Here is a 15,681-nt window from a genome sequence, read left to right as displayed (position 1 = left end):
GGAGACCGCGTGACCACGAACCCCTTCGACGACGAGAACGGCACGTTCTACGTCCTGGTGAACGACGAGGAACAGCACTCCCTGTGGCCGGCATTCGCACACGTCCCGGACGGCTGGCGGATCGCCTTCGGCCCGCAGGACCGACCGAAGTGCCTGACCCACGTAGAGGAGAACTGGACCGATCTGCGGCCCAAGAGCCTGCGCCACGCCATGGGCGAGTAGGACCCGCGCCCGTACAGAACGAGAAACAGGAGGGATGGAGATGACACAGCTCGCCGACCGCTGGGGAGTGAACCCGGCGTTCTTCTGGATGTGGGGCCACCGACCGGAGCAGCCCGTCACCGTGGACGAGAACGGGGTGGTCCATGTCTACGGCCACGCCGAGATCCTGGAGGTCTACGGCGACCCGCAGGTGTACTCGTCCAACGTGGAAGCCCTGCTGTTCGGGGCGCCCGAGGGCGAAAGCCTCAGCGAGGGCGCGCTGAGCGCGGCCGACCCGCCCAAGCACACGAAACTGCGCAAGATCGTCAGCCGTGCGTTCACCCCGAAGCTGGTCGCCGACCTCGAACCGCGGATCGCCGAGGTCACCGGTCAGCTCCTCGACGAGGCGCCGGGCAAGGGACGCCTGGAACTGGTCGGGGACCTGGCCTATCCGATGCCGGTGATGGTGATAGCCGACATGCTCGGCGTGCCGCGCAGTGACCGGGACCTCTTCAAGCAGTGGGTGGACACCATCCTCTCCGCCGCGGGCGAAGTGAACGTGGAGGACGCGGTCAAGGCCGGCGCGGCCACCCAGCTCGACGACGAGGACGTCGCGGCCGCCATGGGGCAAGTGCCCGAACTGATGGAGTACCTGCGCGCGCACGCGGCCGAACGGCGCACCAAGCCGCGCGAGGACCTGCTCACCAAGCTGGTCGAGGCGGAAGTCGACGGCGAGCGCCTCAGCGACAACCAGGTGGTGAACTTCTCCAGGGAACTCCTGGTCGCAGGACACCTCACCACCAGCGCGACGATCGCCAACATGCTGCTGTGCCTGGACGCCCACCCCGAGCAGTACGCCCGGCTGCGGGCGAACCGGGCCCTCATCCCGGGAGCCGCCGAGGAAACCCTGCGGTTCCTCGGCCCGCTCGCGGCCTCCGTCCGCGCGACCGCCGAAGACACCGAGCTGGCCGGCGTCAAGGTACCGAAGAAGAGCCTCGTCCGGCTCTGGCTCGGCGCCGGCAGCCGCGACGAGCGGGTGTTCGAGCGGCCCGACGAGTTCGATCCCGGCCGCGACCCCAACCCGCACCTGGGGTTCGGCCGCGGAATCCACTTCTGCATCGGCGCGCCGCTCGCCCGCCTCGAGAGCAGCATCTGCCTGCGGATCCTCCTGGACCGGTATCCCAACCTGCGGGCGGACCCGGATCAGCGGCCGGAATTCCTGGGCCTGGACGACCTGCTGGCCGTGTCGAAACTCCAGATGCTCACCGATTGACGCCGTTGCCCGCCCAGCCTGCGAACCATGGATGAGTTCGCTCCGAAGGAGGAAAGCGCCATGCGCGTCCTGTTCGTAGTCTTTCCCTGGCGAACCCACCTGCAGCACATGGTGCCCCTGGCCTGGGCGCTGCAGGCGGCGGGGCACGAGGTCCGCGTCGCCAGCGGCCCGGAACTGACGGACGCCGTCACCGCCTCGGGCCTGCCGGCGGTACCCGTCGGCTCCGACGAACCCGTCTTCGGGAGAGTCGCACGCGAGCAGGGAGAGGTGTACCAGAAACTCGTCGAAGCCCACGGCGAGCAGAACGACATCCTCGTCGACGTGTGCGAGGACCGCGAAGAAGTACTCACCTGGGAGCGCCTGCGATGGGGGAGCCGGTTCCTGGCCGCCACCTCGCGGGCCTCCAACGACGCGATGGTCGAGGAACTGGTGGAGTACTGCCGCTGGTGGCAGCCGGACCTGGTGCTCTGGGACTGGCTGAGCCACGCGGGCGCGATCGCCGCCACGGCGATCGGAGTACCGCACGGCCGCATGCGCACCGAGCTGGCCGTCGAGGACCGGGCCCGCCGGCACTTCCTGCGGGTACGGGAGGAGCAGGCGCCCGAGGACCGCGAGGACCCGCTGGGGGACTGGCTGGGGCAGTGGGCGCAGAAGTTCGGCGTCGAATTCACCGAAGAGATGGTGACCGGGCAGTTCGCGATCGAACAGAGCGTCGGTTCGATGCGACTGGAGTCCCCGACCCCGCACCTTCCCCTGCGCTACGTCCCCTACAACGGGCCGTCGGTCGTGCCGCACTGGGCCCGACGCGACCCGGCCAAGCGCCGGGTCCTGGCCACCTTCGGACTCAGCCTGGCCATGGATCCGGCGACGGCCGCGTCCTCCCTGAAGCAGCTGCAGGGAATGCTCGACGCACTGGCCGATCTGGACATCGAGCTGGTGATGACGCTGCCCGAGAAGTTCCAGCGAGAGCTGGAACGGGTCCCCGCCAACACCAGACTGGTGGAGTTCGTTCCCCTGCACGCCGTCGTCCCGTCGTGCTCGGCCGTCATCCACCACGGCGGCGTACCCGGGTTCCTGGAAGCGATCGCCCACGGCGTCCCGCAACTGGTGATCGGCCGCGCCATGACGGACATCGCCGAACGCGGCCCGCGCATGGAACAGTCCGGGGCCGGCCTGTGGATCCGGGGAGATGCCCCGGAAGACCTGGACGGGCTGCGGGTGAGGGAGCAGCTGCTGCGGCTGCTGGACGAGCCGTCGTTCCGGGAAGCCGCCGGGCGGCTCGGCGAGGAGCTGGCCGCACAGCCGTCACCCGCCGAGCTCGTCCGGGAACTGGAACGGATCGCGGACCGCTAACGATCCGGACGCACAGTCGGCTGCGGCCCGCCCAGAGGTCCCGCCGGAGCGAGCAGCTCCGGGCCGAGGGACCGGGCGCTGCCGCAGCCGATCTGCGTCAGCGCCACGTCGAGCTCGGCGAGCAGACACCGCAGGACGTGCCGCACGCCGAGCCGTCCATCGAGCGCCAGCCCGTACAGATAGGGCCTGCCGAGCAGGACGGCGTCCGCACCGAGGGCCAGAGCCTTGGCGACGTCAGTGCCGGTACGGACACCGGAGTCCATCAGCACAGGGACGGCGCTGCCGACCGCGCCGCGCACCGCGGGCAGGCAGTCCAGGGCAGCCACCGCACCGTCCAGCTGACGTCCCCCGTGATTGGAGACGATCACGCCGTCCGCCCCATTGGCCACTGCGAGGAGCGCGTCGTCGGGGTGCAGGACCCCCTTGACGAGAAGAGGAAGCCCGGTCCACTCGCGCAGCCGGTTCAGCCGCTCCCACGTCAGCGACGGGTTGCCGTTGACCCGGGCCCAGTGCCTGACGACCGCCTCGGGCCCGGCATCCGGCGGCAGCGCCGCCCGGAACACGGGATCACTCGTGTAGTTGGCCAGCCCGGTGCCGCGTATCAGCGGAAGGTAGCCGTGATCGAGGTCCGCGGGCCGATAGCCGACGGAGGGATTGTCGACGGTGAGGACCAGCGCCGTGTAGCCGCTCGCCTCGGCCCGCCGGACCAGGGACGCGGCCAGCTCGTCGTCCGAGGGCCAGTACAGCTGGAACCAGCGGGGCCCCGGCCCGGCAGCCGCCGCGACCTCCTCGAGGCTGTGCGAGGAGTAGGAGGACAGCACGAACGGCAGCCCGGCGTCGGCCGCGCCCCGGACCGTGGCGATCTCACCCTCGTGGTGCACGGCGGTCTGCGCGGAGATCGGTGCCAGCAGAACCGGTGCGGGCAGGAGCTGACCGAGAAGGTCCACCGTCAGATCGCGCCGCGTGAAGCCGCAAAGCGCCCGAGGCAGCAGGCGCCACTGGTCGAAAGCGTCCCGATTGGCGCGCCCCGTGGCTCCCGTTCCGGAGCCGCCGGCCACAAAGCCGAACACCGCGGGCGGGAGGACCGCGCGAGCCGCTTCCTCCAACGCCGTGAGATCGGTGCTGAGCTGACCTTCGCGGCCGTCGGGGCCTGCCAGATATATCTCTCGCACCAGGTCGGACGCGCTCGTCGGTCCGGCAGGGGCGGCGGTGCGGGTGTGCTCGGTCATGGCGTCGGGGTTCCGTTTCCGTTCTCGGTGGCGGTCCGTCCGTCGGACGGCGGCTCCTGACCGAGCACGTCGGCCAGCAGCCGCGGGGTCGGCCAGTCGAAGACGAAGGTGGCCGGAAGACGCAGCCCCATGGAGGCCATCAGCCGGTTGCGCAGCTCCACCGCTCCCAGCGAGTCCATGCCGACGTGGTCGAAGGCGGTGTCCGGGTCGATCGCGTCGGCGGAGGCGTGGCCGAGCACGCCGGCGACCTCGGCCAGAAGCCACTCCAGCAGCGTGTCGCCCCCTCCCGCGGCAGCGGTGTCCCCGTGGTCGAGCGGCAGCGCGGCCGACGGCTGATACCCCCCTCCCTGCGGCTTCCCGGCATCGGCGGGCAGGAGAGACTCCAGGATCCGCGGGAGGGTGCCGCCGCGGTGCTGCGCGGCCAACGCGTCGCGATCCCAGCGTCCCGCCACGGCCACCGGCCGATCCCCGTGAACCGCCGCGTCGAGGAAGCGCAGACCCTGTTCGATGGGTATCAACAGGACGCCGGCCCGGGCCATACGGTCGATCTGCGCGTTCGTGAGGGTGCTGCCCATGCCACCCGACACGTCCCACTGGCCCCACACGATGGCCACGCCGGGCTCGCCGGCGGCGTGCCGCTGCTCCATCAGGCCTTCCAGGAACGCGTTCGCGGCGGCATAGGCGCTCTGCCCGGCCGAGTTGAGCGTGCTGGCGACCGAGGAGTAGACGACGAACGCGGACAGGTCCAGGCCGGCGGTCAGCTCGTGCAGATGCAACGCCGCGTCGACCTTGGGACGCAGCGACCGTTCGAGGTCGCCGGCCGTCAAGTCGGTCAGCAGACCGCCTTCGAGGAAACCCGCGCCATGGACGACACCGCCGATGCGGACACCGGCCCGGGCAAGCCCGTCGAGAACACCGGCCAGAGACTCGCGATCGGCGGCGTCACAGGCCACCGTGCGGACCCGCGCGCCGAGATCCCGCAGATCCGCGATGACGCGCTCCGCGTCGGCGCCGGGGGCGCCGCGCCCCATCAGGACCAGCTGGCGCACACCGTGCTGCTCCACCAGGTGCCGGGCCGTGATCCGGCCGAGCCAGCCGAGACCACCGGTGATCAGCACCGCTCGTGAAGGGTCCCAGGAACCCCCGGGGACCGGAGCATCGGCGCCGCTGCCGAGGACCGGCCGGTACACGGTCCCCTCACGCAGCGCGAGCTGGCTCTCGCCGGTGGCCAGCGCGGCGGCGAACGCCTCGCGCGAGGCGGCGGTGCCGTCCTCGTCGAGCAGGACGAACCGGCCCGGATGCTCGGCCTGCGCCGACCGGATAAGCCCCCACACGGCGCGGTGGGCGGGCCGGATGGCGGGGTCCTGCTCGTCCTCCACGGCAACGGCGCCGCGGGTGACCACCACCAGCCGGGAATCCTCCAACCGCTCGTCACCCAGGAAGCCCTGGGCTGCGTTCAGCACCTCCAGCAACGTTTCCCGGACGGCCGCCGGGGTCTCGGCCGTGCCGGTCCGGCACGGCAGCACGACCGTTCGCGGGACCGCTCCAGCTGCGGCGAGCACCTCGGTGAGGTCTGTCCACGGCTCGTCCGCCACGGCGTCGGCAGCCTCGGAAACCGGTGTCCAGCGCGGCACCAGGAGACCGTCGGCCTCCTGCGCGCCGGAAGGACCGGCGCCTGCGGCCGGGACCGGCCGCAGGACGAGAGAACCGATCGAGGCCAGCAGCCTGCCGTCGGGGTCGGTGAGATCGGCCGAGACCGCGTCGGGGCCCGCGGGTGTCAGATGGACCCGCACCCGGGCCGCGCCGGTGGCGGTGGCCCGGACCCGCACGTCCCGCCAGATGTGCGGGAGCATGCCGGGGCCCGCGGCACCCTCGGCGGAGAGCGGGTGCAGGGCGGCGTCGAGGAGCACGGGGTGCAGGGCGTGCGTGCCGGGCAGGAGTCCGCCGGGGAGGGCCACATCGGCGACGATCCCCGGGCCCGAGCTCCACATCGCGCCGACACCGCGGAACGCCGGTCCGTACGCCAACTCCCGCTCCGCAAGGGCGCGGTAGAGCTCGTGAGGCGGCATGTCGAGCGGCGCGGCGTCCACGGGGAGGCCGCGCCGCGGCTCGGCGCCGGGCTCCCAGCCCAGCCGGGCGATGGTGCCGTGGGCACACCGGGTCCAGGCCGGCTCCTCGGTGTCCGCCCGGCGGGCGTGCACGGTGACGGTGCTCCTGCCGTCGGCGTCGGCCGCCGCGATGAAGATCCGCAGATCGAGCTCCGCACTGTCCGGCACGGCCAGGGGCTCCTCGTGGACGAGCTCCTGGACCGTGTCGCCGCCCGCCACGCGGGCGGCGCTCACCACTGCGTCGAGCAGGGCGGTGCCGGGCAGCAGCGTCCCGCCGGCGACCCGGTAGTCGGCCAACCAGGGAAGCGTGGCGTGCGAGAGCCGTCCGGTGAACATGACTCCGTCCGGCGCCGGTACCTCCGCAGCGGCCCCCAGGACCGGATGGTCGAGGCCGGTGATCCCGGCCGAACGGGCAGCTGTGCGTTGCGGCGCGTCGATCCAGTAGCGGCGCCGCTGGAAGGCATAGGTCGGCAGCGGGATCCGATGAGCTCCGCGATCCGCGAACACGGCGGCCCAGTCGACGTCGGCGCCGACCGCGTGCAGCCGGGCGAGCGCGGTCACCAGCGTGGTGGCCTCCGGCTCCTGGTCGCGCTGCGCCGCGATCGCCGTCGGCGCGGCCTGGCCGGCGAAGCAGTCGGCGACCATGTCGGTGAGTTCGCCCGACGGGCCGACCTCCACCAGCCGGTTGCAGCCCAGGCCGCTCAGGGAGTGCACGCCGTCCGCGAAGCGGAACGACTCGACCGCCTGGCGGGCCCAGTGGTCGGGGTCGGCGAACTCGCTCTCCCTCATCGCCTGCCCGGTGAGACCCGAAACCACCGTGAGCTCCGGCTCACGGAAGTCCAGGTTCTTCACGGCCGCGGTTCCGCTTCCCGGAAGCCCCTTCACCGACCGGCTGTGAGCCACGGCCAGTTCGGCCGCGTCGGCGAGCGAGAGCACACCGGCGGCATGAACGGCGGCGACCGCGCCGACGGAGTGACCGATGACCGCCGCGGGCGCGACTCCGCAGGACTCGAGCAGGCGGAACAGCGCGACTTGGTAGGCGAAGAGTGCGAGCGGGGAGTACTCCGAGCGGTCGAGCAGCGCGGTCTCGGAGTCGAAGAGCACCGTGCGCAGGGGCTGGTCCAGATGGGCGTCGAGTTCGCGGCAGACGGCGTCGAACGCGGAGGCGAAGGCCGGGAAGGTCCGGTACAGCTCCCGGCCCATACCGGGCCGCTGGACGCCGTGCCCGGAGAACAGGAGAGCGGTGCGCCCCTCGGTGGCCCGGCCGCGCACCGCCGCATCCGCATCCGCGTCCGCCGCCAGGGCGCGCAGGCCGTCGAGCAGGCCGCCCTCCCCGCGGGGAAGCAGGACCGCGCGGTGCGCGAGGTGGCTGCGGGTGGTGGCAAGGGACAGGCCGAGGTCGAGAAGGTCCGTGGGGGCAGCCGACGCCCCGGTCAGCGAGTCGAGGACCCGGCGGGCCTGGGCCTGCAACGCGGCCGGATTGTGCCCGGACAGGACGACGGGGACGACGGGCAGCGGTGCCGGGCCCGTGCTCGTGTCTTCGGTGTTGGTGGTGGGTTGGGGTGGTTGTTCGAGGATGAGGTGGGCGTTGGTGCCGCTGAGGCCGAAGGAGGAGATGGCGGCTCGGCGGGGGCGGGCGCGGTCGGGCCAGGGTTGTGCGTGGGTGAGGAGTGCGAGGTGTCCTTGGGACCAGTCGATGCGGGGTGATGGCTGGTCGGTGTGGAGGGTTTTGGGGAGTTGGCCGTGGTGGATGGCCATGGTCATTTTGATGATGCCGGCGACTCCGGCTGCTGCCTGGGTGTGGCCGATGTTGGATTTTACGGTTCCGAGGTGGAGGGGGTGTTGGGGGTTGCGGTGGGTGCCGTAGGTGGCGAGGAGGGCGTGTGCCTCGATGGGGTCGCCGAGGGCGGTGCCGGTGCCGTGGGCTTCGATGGCGTCGATGGCGTCGGGGGTGAGGTGGGCGTCGTGGAGTGCGGCGCGGATGACGGCTTGTTGGGAGGGGCCGTTGGGGGCGGTGAGGCCGCTGCCGGCGCCGTCGTGGTTGAGGGCTGAGCCTCGGATGACGGCGAGGACGGGGTGGTTGTGGCGTTGGGCGTCGGTGAGGCGTTCGAGGAGGAGCATGCCGACGCCTTCGGACCAGGCGGTGCCGTCGGCGGTGGCGGCGAAGGCTTTGCAGCGGCCGTCGGGGGCCAGACCGTGCTGACGACTGAACTCCACAAACGACACCGGTGTCGCCATGGTCGTGGCGGCTCCCGCCAGGGCCAGGGAGCACTCGCCGTTACGCAGCGCCTGGGCGGCCAGATGGATGGCCACCAGCGAGGAGGAACAGGCCGTGTCCACCGTCATGGCAGGACCTTCGAACCCGAAGCTGTGGGCGATACGCCCGGAGGCGAAGCCACTCGCGCTGCCGAGGGCCATATACCCCTCGTACTCGGCCGGCGACGGCAGGACCCGGTAACCGTAGTCGTCGTACATGGTGCCGATGAAGACGCCCGTGCGGCTGCCGTTCAGTGCCGCCGGGACGATTCCCGCGTTCTCGAACGCTTCCCACGAGGTCTCCAGCAGCAGTCGATGCTGCGGGTCCATCGCATGCGCCTCGCGCGGCGAGATCTGGAAGAACTCGGCATCGAAGCCCGTGGCGTCGTCGAGGAATCCGCCCTCCCTGACATACGACGTCCCCGGCCGCTGCGCGTCCGGGTCGTACAGCGAGGACAGGTCCCAGCCGCGGTCCTCGGGGAACGGCCCGATCACGTCGCGCTCGTCCGTCACCAGCCGCCACAGGTCCTGCGGGGACTCGACCCCGCCGGGGTAGCGGCAGGCCATCCCGACGATGGCGATCGGGCCGGAATCGTGCTCCGCCTTCGCGGCCGCGGCACGAAGCTGCTGATTGGTCTGCAAGGCCGCCCGTAGTGCGTCGACCAGTTCGTCGTGCGATGCCGTCATCGGGACTCTCCGTCGATCTCTGTCGGGGTGCGTTCACTGCGGTCCGTCCCCAAAGCCAGGCGGACCAGCTCCTCGGCGCTCATCGTCTCCAGCGAGGTGTCCTCGGACGGCGGTTCAGGGCCGGGCTCCGCCGGGACGTGCGCCTCGCCGTTCTCGGCGGCGAGCTCCGCAACCAGGTGATCCGCGAGGGCGGCGGGGCTGCGGTGGTCGAAGACGGCTGTCGAAGCCAGCCGAACACCCGTCGCCGAGGCGATCCGCTGCTGCAGCTCCAGCGCGGTCAGGGAGTCGACGCCCAGGTCCTGGAAGCGCGCGGCGGCCGGCACCCGATCCGGGGCGGAGAGCTCGAGAACGGCGGCCACCTCGGCACGTACGGCCTCGAGGACGAGGTGCTGCCGCGCCGTACGGGGCGCGTCCGCCAGCCGTCGGCGCAACGCGGCGGCAGTGCCCGCGGCCGACGGCGCGGGCACCGGGCGGCCAGACTTCGCGGCGGCGGGAACGAGCGCGCGCAGGAGCGGCGGGGCCGAATCCGCCGTCAGTTCCCGCGTGTCGAGGCGGGCGGGCAGCAGGACGGGGGCGGTGTCCGCGACAGCGGTGTCGAAGAGGGCAAGACCGTCCTCGACCGACAGCGCCGCAGCTCCGCGGCGGGCCAGGCGCCGCAGCTCCGTCGTGCCCAGCCCGCCGCCGAGGCCGTCTCCGGCGGCCCACAGCCCCCAGGCGAGGGACGTGGCCGTCAGCCCTTCGGCACGGCGCTTCAGAGCCAGTGCGTCGAGATAGGCGTTGGCCGCCGCGTAGTTGCCCTGGCCCGGCAGACCGAGCGTGCCGGAGGAGGAAGAGAACAGGATGAAGGCGGACAGGTCCAGATGCCGGGTCAGTTCGTGAAGATGGACGGCCGCGTCCGCCTTCGGCCGCAGGACGGCATCCAGACGCTCGGGGGTCAGCCGCTGCACGACGGTGTCGTCGAGGACACCGGCCGCGTGCACCACCGCGGTCGGCGGCTGGTCGAGGCCGTCCAGGATGCCGGCCAGGGCGGCACGGTCCCCGGCATCACCTGCCGCGACCGTCACCCGGACGCCGGCGGCCTCGAGGTCGGAGGCGAACTCTGCCGCGCCGGGAGTGCGCAGGCCGCGCCGCCCGACGAGCACCAGCTGCCGGACTCCGTACCGGTCCACCAGATGACGGGCGACGAGTCGTCCCAAGGCGCCCAGCCCGCCGGTGACCAGGACACGGCTGTGCCTGTCGAACGGAGCGCGGCCGGAGCGGGACGGCCGGTGAGGGAGCAAGCGGGGCGAGAGGAGCCGGCCGCCCCGGACGGCGAGCTGGGGCTCTGGCGAGGCGGCGGCCTGGAGAAGGCCGCGGACGGACTGCGGGGCGCCGTCGCTGTCGATCAGGGTGAATCGCCCGGGGTGCTCCGACTGCGCGGCGCGGACCAGACCCCACACCGCGGCGTGCGCCGGGTCCGAACGGGTGTCGCCGGGCACGGACACCGCATCCCGGGTGATCAGGGCGAGCCTGCCGGCGGCCGACCGGCTGTCGGAGAGCCACTGCTGGAGAAGACCGAGGACCTCTCGGGCAGCGGCCCCGGTGGCCCCGGTGGCCCCGGTGGCCCCGGTGGTCTCGGGCCCGCCGGGCGGGGAAGCCGTGACGAACGCGAGGACGACCTCGGGGACCGCGGCGCCGTCGTCGACGCAGCGGAGCAGGCCGTCGAGGCCGGTGTGGACGCGTGCCGCTGCTCCGTCCGACCGTACGAGGCCGGACATCGCCTCGGCGCCCGCGCCCACCGCGGCCCAGGTGCCGCTCAGAAGCGGTGTGCCGGGAGCGAGATCGGTCCAGTCCAGAGCGAGCAGCGCGGAGCCGTCCGCCGACGAAGGGGCGGGTGGCCTGAGCTCGCGCAGGACGAGCTTGTCCGCACTGAGTACCGGGGCACCCGTTTCGTCGGCGACGAGCAGGGAGCAGGAGTCGTCCGCACCACGCCGCAGATGGACACGGAGCGGGCCGTTGCCGGGCCCGTGGAGAGTCAGGCCGCGCCATGCGAAGGGCACGAGGAGCCGGGACTCGCCCCCGTCGGCGGCGGCCAGCGCGTGCAGGGCCGCGTCCAGGGCGGCGGGATGCAGCTGGAAGCCGTCACGGCTCGCCTTCGCACGCGGCCCCACCACCGCGTAGAGATCGCTGCCGTCGCGCCAGAGCTCGCGCAAGCCCCGGAAGGTGTAGCCGTAGGTGTAACCGCGCTCCGCAAGCCGGGAGTACAGGTCGTCGAGCGGTACCGGTGAGGCCCCGCGCGGCGGCCAGGACGCGAGTCCGGCCACCTCTGCGGGTCCCGCGGCCGACAGCGTTCCGGTGGCGTGCCGGGTCCACGCGGCACCGCGGGTGTCCGCCGGACGGGAGTAGACCGCGAGCGAACGCATGCCGTCCTCGTCAAGAGCGCCGACGATCAGCTGGATGTCGGTGGGCTGGGCGACCGGCAGGACCTGTTCCAGGGTGAGCTCGGCCACCTGCTCCGCACCGGCCCGGTGGGCGGCACTCAGCGCGAGCTCCGCGATGCCCGCGGCGGGCAGCACCGGGGTCCCGGCGACGCTGTGGTCGGCCAGCCACGGCATGTCCGCGGCGTCGAGACGACCCGTGAACACCAGCCCGCTTCCGTCGGCCGGTTCCAGTCCCTCGTCGAGTACCGGGTGGGACCGGACGGCGGCTTCGCGCGCGGCCGGTGCGTTCAGCCAGTAGTGCTGACGCTGGAAGGGATAGGTGGGCAGCGGGATCCGGCGGCCCCCGGGGAAGGACTCTCCCGGATCCAGGCGGGCGCCGTTCAGGGCGAGCCGGGCGAGCGCGGTGGTGACGGTGCCGACAGGGTCATGACCGCGGCGCACCAGGGAGGTCACCACGCCCGGGGAGTCCGGGTCCTGGCAGCGGCGCGCCAGGACGCTCAGCACCCCGTGCCCCATCTCGACGTACTCGGTGACACCTCGGGATTCGAGGAAGCGCACGCCGTCGTGGAAACGGACGGTGCCGCGCAGCTGGCGCACCCAGTAGTCCGGGTCCGTCAGCATCGCCCCGGTGGCGAGACGACCGGTGAGATTGGAGACGACCGGTATGCGGGGTTCGGAGTAGGCCAACCGGGCGGCGACGTCCCTGAACTCCTCCAGCAGACCGTCCATGTGGGGGGAGTGGAAGGCATGGCTGACCTTCAGCTCCGTGGCTCTGCGGCCCCGGGAGCGCCACTCCTGCGAGAGCTCCGCCGCGGCCTCGGCATCGCCCGTGACGACCACGTCCCTCGGCCCGTTGACGGCGGCGAGATCCAGCCGGCCGGAGTAGGGGGCGAGAGCCTTGCGGATCTCCTCCTCGGTCGCTTCGACGGCCACCATACGGCCGCCCGCCGGGGCGCCCTGCATCAGCCGGCCCCGGTGGGCGACGAGAGTGCAGGCGTCCGCCAGATCGAGCACACCCGCCACATGGGCGGCCGCAATCTCGCCGATGGAATGGCCGAGCAGCAGGTCAGGGGCGGCGCCGTGGTGCTCCAGGAGCCGGAAAGACGCGACTTCGAGGGCGAACAGAGCGGCCTGGGTGTAGGCGGTCTGGCCGAGCAGCGCGGACTCGGGGGTGCCGGGCGCGGCGAACAGGACGTCCTTGAGGGCGTGCTCGAGGTGAGGGTCGAGACGGACACAGGCCTCGTCGAAGGCGTGGGCGAAGGCGGGAAAGCGGCCATAAAGGTCGCGGCCGGCACCCGGGTACTGGCTGCCCTGGCCGGGGAAGAGATACGCGCTCGGGCCGGCTGCCGCGGTGCTCGTACGGGTCATGACCTGCGGTGTTGCTTCCCCCCTGGCCAGGGCTTGGAGGCTGCGCAGGGCCTCGGCGCGCCCGGTGGCGAGGATCGCGGCGCGATGGGTGTGTGTGGTGGTGCGGGTGGTGGCCAAGGAGTGGCCGATGTCGGCGACGGCCAGGTCCTGGTGGGCGGTGAGGTGGTTGTGCAGTTGTGCGGCTCGGGAACGCAGCGCCTGTTCGGTCTGACCGGACAGCAGCCAGGGAAAGAAGCCGTCCTGGTCGGTGGGGGTGCCCTTGTCTTCGGTGGTGGTGGGTTGGGGTGGTTGTTCGAGGATGAGGTGGGCGTTGGTGCCGCTGAGGCCGAAGGAGGAGATGGCGGCTCGGCGGGGGCGGGCGCGGTCGGGCCAGGGTTGTGCGTGGGTGAGGAGTGCGAGGTGTCCTTGGGACCAGTCGATGCGGGGTGATGGCTGGTCGGTGTGGAGGGTTTTGGGGAGTTGGCCGTGGTGGATGGCCATGGTCATTTTGATGATGCCGGCGACTCCGGCTGCTGCCTGGGTGTGGCCGATGTTGGATTTTACGGTTCCGAGGTGGAGGGGGTGTTGGGGGTTGCGGTGGGTGCCGTAGGTGGCGAGGAGGGCGTGTGCCTCGATGGGGTCGCCGAGGGCGGTGCCGGTGCCGTGGGCTTCGATGGCGTCGATGGCGTCGGGGGTGAGGTGGGCGTCGTGGAGTGCGGCGCGGATGACGGCTTGTTGGGAGGGGCCGTTGGGGGCGGTGAGGCCGCTGCCGGCGCCGTCGTGGTTGAGGGCTGAGCCTCGGATGACGGCGAGGACGGGGTGGTTGTGGCGTTGGGCGTCGGTGAGGCGTTCGAGGAGGAGCATGCCGACGCCTTCGGACCAGGCGGTGCCGTCGGCGGTGGCGGCGAAGGCTTTGCAGCGGCCGTCGGGGGCCAGACCGTGCTGACGACTGAACTCCACGAAAGGCGCGGCATTGACCATGACCGTCGCGCCGCCGGACAGCGCCAGGTCGCATTCACCGTTGCGCAGCGCCTGGGCGGCCAGATGGATGGCCACCAGCGAGGAGGAACAGGCCGTGTCCACGGTCATGGCAGGACCCACGAGGCCCAGCGCGTGGGCGACGCGGCCGGACAGCACGCTCGGCAACCTGCCGGTGATCGCGAACGCTTCCTTCTTGTGCGTCCCGTACTCGGCGTACATGAGGCCGCAGTAGGTGCCGGTCCGCGTGTCGCGCAGCACGGTGGGGTCGATGCCGGCGTGCTCGATGGCCTCCCAGCAGGTTTCGAGAACCAGACGCTGCTGAGGATCCATCCTGACGGCTTCGCGGGGGCTGATTCCGAAGAGAGAGGGGTCGAACTCGGCGGCGTCGTAAAGGAATCCGCCCTCGCGTGTGCTGGAGGTACCGGGGTGATCGGGGTCGGGGTGGAAGAGATGGTCGAGATCCCAGCCGCGGTCGCGCGGGAACGGGCCGATGGCGTCGGTACCGTCGGCGACCAGCTGCCACAGGCCGTCAGGAGACGTGACGCCTCCGGGAAAGCGGCACGCCATCCCGACGATCGCGATCGGTTCGCGCCGCTTGTCGCTCATCGGGTCCGGTCCGGGGACCCCGCGGGTGTCCGCGACTGACATATCTTCCCTCATTCGGAGTCGACCAGCAGCCGTGAGAGGCCGCGTATGCCCAGGCCGTCCTTCCAGACAACCGGTTCCGGAACGTCAGCGAGCCGCAGCGCCGGAAAGCGCCGCGGGAGCCGTTCGAGGACGATGCGCAGCTGGAGTCTCGCCAGTGGTGCGCCCAGGCAGCGGTGCACCCCGTGCCCGAAGGTCAGAGGCGGGGAACCGTGGCCGGATTCGAGGTTCATGGATGCCGGCTCGGCGAACACCTCGGCGTCGCGGTTGCCGTGGAGCAGGGCCACCACGACGCCCTCGCCCTTCTGTACGGTGACGTCGCCGAGCCGCACCGGTTCGGTGGCGATGCGAACAAAGGTCAGCGGCGTGGCAGGGGTCAGCCGGATCAGCTCCTCCGTCGCGTTCCCGACGTGTTCCGGGTGTGCGAGGAGCTCTTCGTAGGCGCTGCGGTCGGTCAGCAGCGCCAGCAGCGAGAGGCCGATCTGGCCGGTGGTGGTCTCGTAGCCCGCCATCAGCAGAGTGAGCCCCAGGGTGAGCAGTTCGTTCGTGGACAGCTCGCCCTGGTCCTGCGCGATGGTCAGGTCACTGAGCAGGTCATCACGTGGATCGCGGCGCTTGTGGTCCACCAACTCCGTGATGTACTCGATGAGTTCGATACGGCGCCGGGCCTTCTCGCGAGGGCTGGTGACCTCCAGGTCGAAGAGCACGTCCACCCAGCCGCGGAAGCGGGGCGTGTCCTCCTCGGGAATGCCGAGCATGGTGGTGAGCACGGACAGCGGCAGAGGCCGGGCAAGGGTCTCGATCAGGTCCGCACCGTTGCCGATCTCGGCGATCGCGTCCAGCCGGCGGTCGGTCAGATCCGTCACGAAGGCGCTCATCCTGGCCATCCGACCGGTGGAGAACGCGCCGCTGACCAGGCGCCGCAGCCGGGCGTGCCGATTGCCGTCCATGCTCATCATGGAATCCGCCGCCGGCTGGGCGTCATTGAACGTCGGGGCGCCCGGCTGGAGCGCGGCGGCCCGGCTGAACCTCTTGTCCGCAAGGACCGACCGTCCCAGCGTGTAGCCGCGCACGAGCCAGAACGGGTGGCCCGTGCCGGCGACCACACGCACGACATCCTCGGGACCAGGACGCAGGATGCCGGGAAGCGGGCCCAGCTGGTTGATCGTGGATTCGGTCAT

The 15,681-nt window shown here is 71.8% G+C and carries 5 protein-coding genes and 2 pseudogenes; 3 read left to right on the top strand and 4 right to left on the bottom strand.

What is annotated here, in order from left to right:
* Positions 1 to 9: 9 nt before the first annotated feature.
* The 3 genes from OG357_RS00140 to OG357_RS00130 are packed head-to-tail and all read left to right on the top strand — an operon-like array spanning position 10 to position 2,827.
* Entirely contained in the window at positions 10 to 222 is a 213-nt protein-coding gene (locus OG357_RS00140) for an MbtH family protein (protein ID WP_329619104.1), read from the top strand.
* 40 nt (positions 223 to 262) lie between these two features.
* Positions 263 to 1,474: a cytochrome P450 gene (locus OG357_RS00135; protein WP_329619103.1), complete on the top strand. Its 1,212-nt coding sequence runs from the start codon at positions 263 to 265 to the stop codon at positions 1,472 to 1,474.
* A 27-nt stretch (positions 1,475 to 1,501) separates the two neighbouring features.
* Positions 1,502 to 2,827, top strand: a complete 1,326-nt coding sequence (locus OG357_RS00130; RefSeq protein ID WP_329619102.1) for an activator-dependent family glycosyltransferase — start codon at positions 1,502 to 1,504, stop codon at positions 2,825 to 2,827.
* Here OG357_RS00130 and OG357_RS00125 read toward each other — a convergent pair.
* From OG357_RS00125 to OG357_RS00110, 4 genes and pseudogenes are all read right to left on the bottom strand, one after another.
* A complete protein-coding gene (locus tag OG357_RS00125; protein WP_329619101.1) occupies positions 2,824 to 4,056 on the bottom strand; it encodes an alpha-hydroxy-acid oxidizing protein in 1,233 nt (410 codons plus the stop codon). The two genes, OG357_RS00130 and OG357_RS00125, sit on opposite strands and share 4 nt — an antisense overlap.
* Positions 4,053 to 9,098: pseudogene (locus tag OG357_RS00120) on the bottom strand (type I polyketide synthase); the annotation flags it as partial. The pseudogene OG357_RS00120 and the gene OG357_RS00125, both read right to left, overlap by 4 nt.
* A 5-nt stretch (positions 9,099 to 9,103) precedes the next feature.
* Positions 9,104 to 14,446, bottom strand: a pseudogene (locus OG357_RS00115) (type I polyketide synthase); the annotation flags it as partial.
* Between the two features lie 65 nt (positions 14,447 to 14,511).
* Complete coding sequence (locus OG357_RS00110) at positions 14,512 to 15,681, bottom strand: cytochrome P450 (protein WP_329619098.1); 1,170 nt, start codon at positions 15,679 to 15,681, stop codon at positions 14,512 to 14,514.

It is taken from the genome of Streptomyces sp. NBC_01255, from assembly GCF_036226445.1.
GTDB lineage: Bacteria > Actinomycetota > Actinomycetes > Streptomycetales > Streptomycetaceae > Streptomyces.
This window is presented reverse-complemented; position numbering and strand designations above follow the sequence as displayed.

Bases quoted from the DNA above. Each gene is read 5' to 3' on its own strand.
- OG357_RS00125 (WP_329619101.1), bottom strand. From the start codon at position 4,056: ATGACCGAGCACACCCGCACCGCCGCCCCTGCCGGACCGACGAGCGCG.
- OG357_RS00110 (WP_329619098.1), bottom strand. From the start codon at position 15,681: ATGACCGAATCCACGATCAACCAGCTGGGCCCGCTTCCCGGCATCCTG.
- OG357_RS00135 (WP_329619103.1), top strand. From the start codon at position 263: ATGACACAGCTCGCCGACCGCTGGGGAGTGAACCCGGCGTTCTTCTGG.
- OG357_RS00130 (WP_329619102.1), top strand. From the start codon at position 1,502: ATGGATGAGTTCGCTCCGAAGGAGGAAAGCGCCATGCGCGTCCTGTTC.